General features: G+C 60.1%; 9 protein-coding genes. 4 read left to right on the top strand and 5 right to left on the bottom strand.

Features of this window, described 5'->3' with window-relative positions; genetic code table 11:
* Positions 1-277: 277 nt before the first annotated feature.
* A complete protein-coding gene (locus tag F591_RS0122700; RefSeq protein WP_019536903.1) occupies positions 278-1,492 on the top strand; it encodes a class I SAM-dependent methyltransferase in 1,215 nt (404 codons plus the stop codon).
* A 55-nt stretch (positions 1,493-1,547) separates the two neighbouring features.
* Here F591_RS0122700 and F591_RS0122695 read toward each other — a convergent pair whose 3' ends face one another.
* Positions 1,548-1,733: a hypothetical protein gene (locus F591_RS0122695; RefSeq protein WP_019536902.1), complete on the bottom strand. Its 186-nt coding sequence runs from the start codon at positions 1,731-1,733 to the stop codon at positions 1,548-1,550.
* 308 nt (positions 1,734-2,041) lie between these two features.
* Entirely contained in the window at positions 2,042-2,197 is a 156-nt protein-coding gene (locus F591_RS32120; RefSeq protein WP_019536900.1) for a hypothetical protein, read from the bottom strand.
* 135 nt (positions 2,198-2,332) lie between these two features.
* Between F591_RS32120 and F591_RS0122680 the strand changes: the two genes are divergently transcribed.
* Together F591_RS0122680 and F591_RS0122675 are read left to right on the top strand one after the other, a co-directional pair.
* On the top strand, positions 2,333-2,884 hold the full coding sequence (locus F591_RS0122680; RefSeq protein ID WP_019536899.1) for a hypothetical protein: 552 nt from the start codon (positions 2,333-2,335) through the stop codon (positions 2,882-2,884).
* A gap of 74 nt (positions 2,885-2,958) precedes the next feature.
* Positions 2,959-4,038, top strand: a complete 1,080-nt coding sequence (locus F591_RS0122675) for a hypothetical protein (protein ID WP_156829668.1) — start codon at positions 2,959-2,961, stop codon at positions 4,036-4,038.
* Positions 4,039-4,518: 480 nt separating this feature from the next.
* Here F591_RS0122675 and F591_RS28795 read toward each other — a convergent pair whose 3' ends face one another.
* The 3 genes from F591_RS28795 to F591_RS28790 form a co-directional block, all read right to left on the bottom strand.
* Positions 4,519-7,209 carry a PBP1A family penicillin-binding protein gene (locus tag F591_RS28795; RefSeq protein WP_019536897.1) on the bottom strand — a complete coding sequence of 897 codons (2,691 nt, stop codon included), beginning with the start codon at positions 7,207-7,209 and terminating at the stop codon, positions 4,519-4,521.
* Positions 7,210-7,705: 496 nt separating this feature from the next.
* Positions 7,706-8,164 carry a hypothetical protein gene (locus F591_RS0122665; protein WP_019536896.1) on the bottom strand — a complete coding sequence of 153 codons (459 nt, stop codon included), beginning with the start codon at positions 8,162-8,164 and terminating at the stop codon, positions 7,706-7,708.
* 517 nt (positions 8,165-8,681) lie between these two features.
* On the bottom strand, positions 8,682-9,065 hold the full coding sequence (locus F591_RS28790) for a hypothetical protein (protein WP_019536895.1): 384 nt from the start codon (positions 9,063-9,065) through the stop codon (positions 8,682-8,684).
* Positions 9,066-9,372: 307 nt separating this feature from the next.
* Here F591_RS28790 and rluF point away from each other — a divergent pair, with 307 nt between their 5' ends.
* Positions 9,373-10,074 carry a 23S rRNA pseudouridine(2604) synthase RluF gene (gene rluF, locus F591_RS0122655; RefSeq protein WP_026326828.1) on the top strand — a complete coding sequence of 234 codons (702 nt, stop codon included), beginning with the start codon at positions 9,373-9,375 and terminating at the stop codon, positions 10,072-10,074.
* Positions 10,075-10,129 lie beyond the last annotated feature (55 nt).

Raw genomic sequence — 10,129 nt, 5'->3', positions numbered from 1 at the left:
TTTTCAAGATAGACGCCTATGACGAGCGATTCCTGTCGTCATCGGTCGTCACCTGCGGTATTGAAATTTTGTCGGCGTATACCGCCAAATTTTCAAGATAGACCCCCATGTCGCTGGCGCAGCACCATCAGAAGATGAAAATGAGCCACGGGCCCTGGGGGCTATTTTCAAGATAGACGCCGATGACGAGCGCTTCCCGTCGTCATCGGTCGTCACCTGCGGTGTTGAAAAATTCGCCGGAGGGTTCCGTCCAATTTTTCGAGATAGGGAGAGATCGATGGAAACGACGAAGCCAAAGGAATCGGATCGCTTGCTGGAGCAAGCGGTCCATGACGGCATCTTGATCCAGGCTACCTTCAGCCAGGTGCGCAGCAAGCAGCCGGATGGCTGTACGAAGGTTACGGTCAAGCCGGTCCGGCTAAAGGACGGGCTGCGCTATCAATTCAGCCGTTTCTGCGGCCCCAAGGTACTGCACGAGAATGTGGAGCCGAAAGAGGCCGTGCGAAGGATGGGGATGCTTCTGGATGCCAGCTTTCGCCAGTTGCTGCTGCAAACTGCAGAGGCGGATTATCAGGTGCTGATCAGCAAAAAGGGGAAGGAGGCCGTGCTGAAGAAGCCGCCGACGAAACGGGCGCCTTCCCCCGAAGCGCTCAGCCACAACCGCAAGAAGCGGTATATGCTGGAGGAAGGGGTCCCCGTGCCGTTCCTGGTCGGGCTCGGCATTATGAATGCGGAAGGCAAGGTGCTGGCCAAGAAATACGACAAGTTCCGGCAAATCAACCGCTTCCTGGAGATGATCGCTGACGTCGTTCCGCACCTGGCAAGGAATCGCACGCTGAACATTGTCGATTTCGGCTGCGGGAAGTCGTACTTGACCTTCGCCCTCCATCATTTTCTTAAGGAAGTGCAAGGGTTGGACATTCAGGTGATCGGTCTCGATCTGAAAGAGGATGTTATCCGGCACTGCAGCGAGCTCGCCGAACAATTCGGCTGCAGCGGACTTCAGTTTCTGGTTGGAGATATCGCGAGGTACGAGGGGCTGGAGCGGGTTGATATGGTCGTCACGCTGCATGCGTGCGACACGGCGACAGATGCGGCGCTGGAGAAAGCGGTGCGCTGGGGGGCGGATGTGATTTTGTCCGTGCCTTGCTGTCAGCATGAGCTGTTCCGGCAAGTGGGGAACAGCGTGCTGTCGCCGCTCCTGCAGCATGGCATTCTGAAGGAGCGCTTCTCCGCCCTCGCCACCGATGCGCTGCGGGCCAAGCTGCTGGAGCTGATGGGGTACCGCACACAGCTGCTCGAGTTCATCGATATGGAGCATACTCCCAAAAATATCCTGATCCGCGCCGTGCGCGCAAGCTCGCCGCAATCAAGCGCAGAGACGGCGAAGCTGCGGAAAAGCTACGAGACGTTCCGCGATTTTTTGCAGGCCGATCCTTATCTGGAACGGGCGCTGGCGCCGGAGCTAGCCCTCTTGCAAGAAGACGTCTGATTCGGAGCTCGCTTAGGCGTGGATATGCCCTGATAGCAGCGCGCTTCAGAGTCTGCTATGAGCTGATTTTGCGCGGAGGCGCTATAGCCTCCGCCGTTTCGGGGGGCGTCAGCTCCGGCAAAAGACAGACCTGCAGATTGCGAAACAGAACGCTCAAGTGGGCGAGTTTGCGTTCGGCGTCCTCCTTGTTCATCGGGCCGCTGAGCGGCTTGTTTTTATATACGACATAGTATTGGTTCATAGCGAAACAACCTCCGGTTTCAATGAATAAAGCAAAGCGACAACGGACGATGGAACCGGTTTCTAATAGGCCGGGCGACGTATGGCTGCTGCTGAAGATGGCGAGCATCCCGGCATTTTCGCATGGCCGCTTCCGGTTGATCCGGCCTTCGGACTGCCTGAAGCGCAAGGGATCGGCGGGGCCCGGCGCTTTCGCCGCTACGGCTTGCCGGCAGCAAGCGGCCCCGAGGCTTCCGCCAATAATGCTATCCCTTTAGACGTGCAAGCCGGATGAAATGTTTCCCTACTTTCGGGCACATTTCATCGTGTTTACTCAGATTCCTTACGCTTGCCGATGGCGCCGGGCAAATTTTTCGTCGTTTTCGCCTCTTCTACCGTATCGTTGACGAATTCCATGTCTTGATTTTCCGCCTTCATGGAAGCGGTGCCTTCGTAGTTGCCCTGATGCTTTTTGTTTTCGGACATTGGGATAGACCTCCTTTCCTGGCGCAGCGATGCGCTGGAGTCAAGATTAACTTGCGACTTTTGTTGGCAAAATATGCATGCAGGCCATGATGGCAGCAGCTGCTTTAGGCCTTGCTTGGAAGGAGATGCACACAGGTGGCCAGACAAAATGTGAAGGTGCCTTTCGGTTACGAGCCGGACGATGAGCGGCAAGGGGAGCGGGGCAGCCTGCTTGTTTACGACGCGTTCGACGACTGGCTCGAGCAGGATGTGGAGCGGGTGCTGAATGCCGCGGCGGAGCGCCGGTTCGTCCGCGTCGTGTTTTATCCGCTGCATGACGAGACGCTCGGACGGATGGGGATTCGGGCGTCTCAGCCGTACTACCGGCGGACGGAGCGTCTTGAGGAGCAGTTGGCGGATTCGGCCGGGGCAACTGGCGCCCTGGCGACGATCGACCGTTGGGAAGGCCGGAGGAAGAAATATACGCCGATGGATACCGCCTTTCGCTTTTTGGCGGACAAATATGCCGGACCGCATTTCGTTGTCATGACGCTCCCGGTCGCAAACATCGCGGCCGGCTTCGATTCGTTCGAGCTATGGATTCGGAAAGTGCGGTTCCTCCTGTTGAGGGATACGGGACGCACGCCGCGGCCTGCCGAGCCGCATGCCCGGCTGCTTGCATGGGCGCACCGCTGGGATTGGATTTGACGCTCCCCCCGAAAAAAGGCTCCCGAATCGAATCGTATGGGGAATTCAAGTATTTGCTAATTGCGGGGGAAACGATGAAAACAATCGCCATGCTGCTCGCAGTCGGGCTGCTCGCCGCCGGAGTCGTCTATGCGACATATGCAACCGGCGACCCGGAGGCGCTCGCCGAAGTTTCCGATCAGGCGCAGGGCGCGTTGATCGGGATAGCGAAAGAGGGTAAATCCGTCACGATCCTGGCGCAGGAGACGGAGAGAACATATCCTTTGGCATCCAATGCCTGGGTGTACAAAGACAACCGAAAGGCAGGCCTTGCAGACCTGCGGCCGGGCGACCGGGTAGAGCTGATCCTCAACAGTAAACAGCAAGCCGCGTATATCAAAGCGACCGGCCGGGAGTCGCTGCCGCCGTCTGCCGATGCGGATAGCGAAGCGCTTGCCGGATCGGTCGATGGGGATAAGCCGTCGAGCGATGCCCAGTCACCACCGAGCGATACTCAGTCACCGGCGAACGGCGCTCAGTCACCGGCGAGCGGCGTCCAGTCATCGGCGAGCGGCGCTCAGTCACCGTCGGGCGGCACCCAGTCATCGGCGAGTGGTGCTCGGTCACCAGCGAGCGGCGCCCAGCCGCCGAAGGCAGCGGAGCCGTCGACTGGCCCGGCTTTGCCGGCTGCGCCGAAGCCCGGCGGCGGAAATACCGAACCGGTCGATGCCTCGGACGAACCGGCGCATCGTGGGGAATGGCCGTGGACCGAGTTTTCGCTGGAGGTGAAGAGCAGCGAGCTGCAGCTGAAGGCAAGGCATAAGCCCGGAAAAGGCGGAAATATATCCGAAGCCGACATTTATGTCCAGATGAAGGATCGGACCGTCATCCATCTGAAGGATGAAGAGGCGGAGCAGTGGCTGCAGCTTCTGCTGCAGGACCAGCCGATCGAAGCCGGAGCCGGCAAGGCTTGGGAGGAGGCGCTCAAGCGGCAAATTGTCGCTAATTTGCAGCTTGAAGACGCAAGTCCGGACGTCAAGCTGAAGGTGAAGCGTAACGGGGGCAACAGCAGGAACAGCGGCAAAAACAACGGCAAAGGCAGCGAGAACAGCAAGAGCAGCGATAAACATCGCGGCGACGACCAAGATGACGATCGGGAAGACGAGGACGATTAGAGCAAGGCGTCCCCGCCATTTGGGCCCCGGCGGAGGCACAGCCCTGGAAGGCAGTGTCCGCCGGGTTTTTGCTGTCTGTCCAACTGTTGGCCCGGCAAAACCGCACCCTAGGCTAGCGTGTATGGAGAGACACTCCGCGTTAGCATGCGAACTCCGTGTTAGCGCGGCTCCTCCCCGGACACATGTGGCGACAAATTCTGCAAAAAATGCAACATTCTCCGCCCTCTTCGCACCAGAGAAAGCGTAATGTTGCATTTTGTGCAACAAGTTGGGGGGCGATTGGCTTCAAACCCGGGGACATCGCCCGAAATGTTGCACATTTTACAACATTGAGCCGCAAATAGGGTGTATCCCTCCGTTTTTGTTGTACAAAATACAACATTTGCTGACTCTCTTGAAAATAGCCCCGGGGTGCGCGGTCCATTTTCATCTTCTGATGGTGCTGCGCGAGCGGCATGGGCGTTACAAGGAGACCCGCGATCAATCGTCGTTCCCATGCTTTTTGCCGTTGCCGCGGCCCTTTTCGTTCTTCTTGTTTTCCTTGGAGCTGTCTTTCTTCTGCTTCTCTTTCCGCTCTTCGTCGGCTCGTTTCTGTTCTTTGCGCTCGTTCTCGCGGATCAGCGCCTGGCGGACCTCTTCGGGAACCGGGAAGGCCGATGGCGGCGCATTTTTAAGGGCCCGCGACGCAATCTCGCGGAACAGCGAGGCGGGGGCGGCGCTGCCCGTGGTCAAATAATGGCTGCGGTCGGTTCGGTCGTATCCGAGCCAGACGGCCGCGGTCAGCTCCGGCGTAAAGCCGACGAACCAGGCGTCCTTCGCTCCGCCGGACCCGATGCCGGCGAATTCCTTCGTATCCGGCAGCTGCGTCGTTCCGGTTTTGCCTGCCGTCGGCCTTCCGTCCAGCTGCGCAGCCTGCCCCGTCCCTGACGCGACCGCCTGCTCCAGCAGCCGCGTCAGCGTATAGGCATGCACCGGCGTCGTCATCGTCTGCGACTGCGGAGCCGCCTCGACCAGAAGATGCCCTTCCTTGGTCGTAATCCGGGTAATGGCGTGAGCCTGCTTCCGCTCGCCAAGATTGGCGATGCCACCGTAAGCTGCGGCCATCTGCAAAGGCGATACGCCCTCGGAGAGTCCGCCAAGGGCGAGGCTCAGATTGCGGTCGGCTGCGGGCAGCTCGATGCCGGCGCGCCTTAGGTAATCCAGCCCGGCGTCGATGCCGATTTCATTCAGCAGCCAGACGGCTGGAATGTTCCAGGAGCGCTTGACTGCCTCCTGCAGCGAGACGACGCCATGCGTTTTGCCATCCCAGTTGCTAGGCCGGTAGCCACCGATATCAAGCTCGCCGTCATACAGCGGGGAGTCGGGCCTGTAGCCGCGCTCCAGCGCCGGACCGTATACGGCGAGCGGCTTGAAGGCCGAGCCGGGCTGGCGCTTCAGCTCGGTGGCGCGGTTGAAGCCGCGGTAAATTTGCTCTCCCCGTCCGCCCACGATCGCCTTGATCTCGCCCGTGCGATGGTCAAGCACGACGGCAGCGCTTTGCACCGGCTGGTCGGGCGGACTCGCGGGGAACAGCGCATCGTCGGCGAACACCTCCTCCGCCGCCTGCTGAACGATCGGGTCCATCGTCGTATGGATGCGCAGTCCCATCGTCAGCACCTGCTGCTCGGTAAAGCCGTACAAGCGCTCCGCTTCGTCCATCACGTAATCGGTAAATGACGGGTGCTTGCCCTTGAGCGTCTCCAGGTTGTCCGAGCGCAGGGAGATCGGAGTGGCGACGGCCTGCCGGTACTCTTCCTCGGTGATGAAGTGCTGCTGCTTCATGAGCGACAGCACAAGGTTGCGCCGTTCCAGCGCCTTGTCCATATTTTTGAATGGCGAATAGCGCGAAGGGGCTTTGGGCAGGCCGGCGATCAGCGCCGATTCCGCCAAGGTCAGCTCCCGTACCGGCTTGCCGAAATATTCGCGGGCTGCTCCCTCGACCCCCCAGCGGCCTTCGCCGAAGTAGATGCTGTTCAAATACAGCTCCAGAATTTCATCCTTGGAGTAAGTAAAGTTTATTTTGATGGCGTAGCCGAGCTCTTGCAGCTTACGGGTGAACGTTTTGTCGGCTTCGAGAAACTGGTTTTTCGCCAGCTGCTGCGTAATTGTGCTGCCGCCTTCCTTGAGCGACCCGGAACGAATATCGCGGACGATCGCCCGGCCGATGGACCAGAGATCGAAGCCCGCATGCTCGTAAAAGCGCTGGTCCTCCACGGCGATGAGGGCATTGCGCAAATCGAGCGGAATTTCGTCGATCGGCACGGGCACGATCTTCGAGGCGGCGAGTTCAGCCGCCGGCTGGCCGTTCGCGTCCAGGAGAAGCGTAGGCTCGGGCAGCGGCTGGCTCAGCTTGCTGACGTCGAGCCCGCGCACCCACATCGCGAAGCCGCCGAGGCCGAGGCTGGCGCAGACCGACAGCGCGAGCAGTCCCGCCAGGATGCCGCGGCGCGCCCGGCGACGCGGCGGCCTGCCTGGCCGCGCTCCGGCGGGCGCTGCTGCTGCGGCGTCCGTTCCCGCGGGCGGTGCCGGCCCTGGCGGCGGGGCGGCGGCCCGCCCTTCGCTAAAGCGGGCGTCTTCCGCCGCTGCGCCATGCCGCGCTGTCGGCACAGGCCTTATCGGCCTGCGGATGCCTCTTGCGCCATGGCCGATTTCGCCTTGTCGCGCGTCCGTCCGCGATAAGGTATCGGCCTGCCTGTCGCCGCCTGCCCCTTCCCAGGCGCCGTACCGCGGTGCCGGCTCACGGCCGGGCGGCGGCCCGGCCGCAGAGCTCCGGCCGCTCAAGTTCGGCAGCGGCGCGTGCGGCGCCAACCCGCGGCCGTACGCTGCCCCGCTCGGCCGGTACGGGCCAGCCGAGCCAGCCGGCGGCATTTGCCGCGGCGGTTCTGCTGCAGGCAGCCCGCGAGCGCTGCCTGCGCTGCGGCCCGCAGTCGCCGCGGCCTCGCAGTCGGGGCTGTAGCCGTAGCTGTGCGGCTGCGGGGCTCTCGCGGCTGAAGTATTTCGCCCCTCGCCGCTGGCTGCCGCCCCGGCGCTGTGGCGCTCCGCGGTGCCGACAGGCCGGCGGACAGGATTTGTCGTATGTACTGTCAGCTTCCTGCCAACTCGCAACAATCGCCGCCATAAGGGCTGCTTCATGGCGTTATTCCCCCTTGTGTGTCTCAATAAGCGGTTGTACTTACAACAGCTTTAAGCGCGGCCGGACGACGGGCGTCGCCGGCCCTATACGTATTCGGGGCGGGATGACGATTTGCGAGAGTGCCGAACGCCGCCCCAAAAGCCCCGCTCTAAACGTAAGCGGAGCATGATGTCGGCGTTCGCTTTTTTTGTAAGCGTTATCTAGATTGCGGAAGTTGCACTTTCTACAACAAATCAGGGACGAACATAGCGCTTCCCGGCTCAATGCTGCACTTCGTACAACATTTTCCGTGAAATCGGGCGATAGGGGCGGAAAAGGAGGAAAAATACATAAAATACAATATTTTGCTCGATTGCCTCGAAAATCGGTTAAATTGTTGTATATTGTGCATGATTCAGCAAGTCGGACATGTTGAATGAACCGGATAAGCGGTTGTAAGAGCCTGGAATACGTCAAATGGGAGCGATATCGGGGCGCGGGCGGATTGACCGGCACTTATTGGATCGGGTCGGGGATCATGCCGCTTTTTCTCAGCTCGGTATTCGTCGGTATACCGGCCATCATTTTGCCGAGACGCTTGACCTCGACTTCGTTGTTAGCCATTCGCCCGTTCATCGTGTCGGATAGCGAGGCGAGCCGGCGCCGGTCCGGGCCGTTCTCCAAATACTGCACCAGCTCTGCCAGCATCTCGCAGGCGGCAGCCTGGGCTGCCGGCGGCGCCTCCTCCTTGCCGACGAAGCCCGCCTCATCGAGGTCGATGCTCATCTTGCCGTTGCCGTGCGTGTGGGCAAAGAGACGGTAACAATATTGCTTGTCCGTTACAGGGTCGCGAAACAGCAGCTCGTACACGCTTCCGCGGCGGGAGTCGATCTGAACGAAGCCTAAAGCAGTCAATGTCGAATGCACATAGGCAAAAGGCTGGATCAACGGTTGCGCCAATTTTTTCCCATTCATAGAGCAGCACTCCTTTTTAACCGTTTTATTGGCTCACCGCGCAAGCCGCGTGAAGAATGCCCGCTTGTCCGCTGCAGCGGCGCAGTGCTTTAAACTGCGGAAACGCCGGCTTGCCGCAGCGGTGATGTACCCTCTCTTTACCACGATGAGAATGGCGTGAAACAGCCGGGGGAGGGGGGACGCCACGAAAGCCGCCGGGAGTGCCCGAATCAGCCGGGAGTGCCCGGATCAGCGGGGAGTGGCCGAATCGGCAGAGAGTGTCCGGGTCAGCGGGGAGTGCCCGGATCAGCGGGGAGTGGCCGAATCGGCAGAGAGTGTCCGGGTCAGCGGGGAGTGCCCGAATCGGCGGAGAGTGCCCGTGTCAGCCCGGAGTGCCCGAATCGGCGGAGAGTGCCCGTGTCAGCGGGGAGTGCCGGATCGGCGGGGAATGACGCGAAACAGCGATAGTGCGGAAGGGAGCGAGCGCGGGGCATTTGCTCCCTGCTTTCTTCGGCTCACAAGCTCATGGGGCCCGCCCCTAAGACCGCCTGCTGCCTTCTTCCGCTGGCTTGTCCTTCGCCAGTGCGCGCCGCGTCCACAGCGCTCCTGCCAGATCGACGAGGCTGAGCAGGATGAAGATAGGCTCCAGCCAATCGAGCGCGACAAAGACCGCCATAAAACCGACGATCGAGGCGCGGGTGTACACTGTTAAATAAAAGAAGCTGCGCATCTCCTGCCATGCGGCGTGCAAATAAAAGCAGGCGAGGTAGAACAGAAACATGCCGATCAACCGAACCCAGACGTAGCTTTCCCCAGTGTAGCCGAGAAGTCCGGACAGCAGGCCGGGAGCCAGCAGCAGGGCAAGGGAGAGAATGAACATGTACAAGCTGAAGCAAAAGACGGTTTTGGCCGGATAGGACATGCCGTGTCGCCTCCTTTTCAAAATCAACGAATAAACAATGTATCGGCGGAATACCGCCCAATTTTCAAGATATCATGCAGCGAAGATGACAACGTCTTCATCGTATACGGCACGATGGATCGTTGATGATAGGGAAGGAGCTTGCCCCTGCACTCCGGCCGGCAGCCTGCTCCGTTCCCGAAACCGGAAAAGCCGCCTGGCCGCGAAACGCGAAAAATGTATTTTTTTGCAAGTCCCCGCAGGCATGATATAATGAGGACGTTGCATAAGAAGACCTCTGGCCAAGGTGCCGATGACGGAGTGGGATATGAGAATCAATAAATACATCAGCGAGACGGGACTATGCTCCAGAAGAGAGGTCGACAAGCTTGTGGAAGCCGGCCGCGTGACGATCAATGGGGTCAAGGCGGTGCTGGGCAGCCAGGTGCAGGACGGAGACGAGGTGAAGGTCGACGGCAAGATAGTCGGGAAGAAGAAGCAGCATGTCTATATCGCGCTCAACAAGCCCGTCGGGATAACGAGCACGACCGAACGGCATGTGCGCGGCAATATCGTCGATTTCGTAGGACATCCGGAACGCATCTTTCCGATCGGCCGGCTTGACAAGGATTCCGAGGGGCTCATTCTCCTGACCAACGACGGCGATATCGTTAACCAGATTTTGCGGGCGGAGAACGAGCACGAGAAGGAATATATCGTAACGGTGGACAAACCGCTGACGCCCGCCTTCGTGAAGGGCATGTCCGGCGGCGTGAAAATATTGGGCGTCATGACGAAGCCCTGTATCGTTACGCCCGTCGGCGACCGCGTATTCAAGATTATACTGACGCAGGGACTGAACCGACAAATCCGCCGCATGTGTGCCGTCTTCGGTTACGAGGTTAAGCGATTGAAGCGGGTGCGCATCATGAACATCCGGCTGGAAGGATTGCCGGTCGGCGCGTGGCGGGACTTGACCCGCGACGAACTGGCGGAGCTGCAGCGGCGCATCGCAACCCGATCGGGATGAGATCCCGGCTGGAACGGGGGCTCGCTTCAGACCGATCTGCGCCCGGAAGCGGCAA

This window comes from Paenibacillus ginsengihumi DSM 21568, from assembly GCF_000380965.1.
Taxonomy (GTDB): domain Bacteria; phylum Bacillota; class Bacilli; order Paenibacillales; family NBRC-103111; genus Paenibacillus_G; species Paenibacillus_G ginsengihumi.
The sequence above is the reverse complement of the archived record's forward strand: the minus strand, read 5'-3'. Positions and strand labels throughout refer to the sequence as shown.

Bases quoted from the DNA above. Each gene is read 5' to 3' on its own strand.
- F591_RS0122695 (WP_019536902.1), bottom strand. From the start codon at position 1,733: ATGAACCAATACTATGTCGTATATAAAAACAAGCCGCTCAGCGGCCCG.
- F591_RS28790 (WP_019536895.1), bottom strand. From the start codon at position 9,065: ATGTCCTATCCGGCCAAAACCGTCTTTTGCTTCAGCTTGTACATGTTC.
- F591_RS0122675 (WP_156829668.1), top strand. From the start codon at position 2,959: ATGAAAACAATCGCCATGCTGCTCGCAGTCGGGCTGCTCGCCGCCGGA.
- F591_RS0122700 (WP_019536903.1), top strand. From the start codon at position 278: ATGGAAACGACGAAGCCAAAGGAATCGGATCGCTTGCTGGAGCAAGCG.
- F591_RS32120 (WP_019536900.1), bottom strand. From the start codon at position 2,197: ATGTCCGAAAACAAAAAGCATCAGGGCAACTACGAAGGCACCGCTTCC.
- F591_RS0122665 (WP_019536896.1), bottom strand. From the start codon at position 8,164: ATGAATGGGAAAAAATTGGCGCAACCGTTGATCCAGCCTTTTGCCTAT.
- F591_RS28795 (WP_019536897.1), bottom strand. From the start codon at position 7,209: ATGAAGCAGCCCTTATGGCGGCGATTGTTGCGAGTTGGCAGGAAGCTG.
- rluF (WP_026326828.1), top strand. From the start codon at position 9,373: ATGAGAATCAATAAATACATCAGCGAGACGGGACTATGCTCCAGAAGA.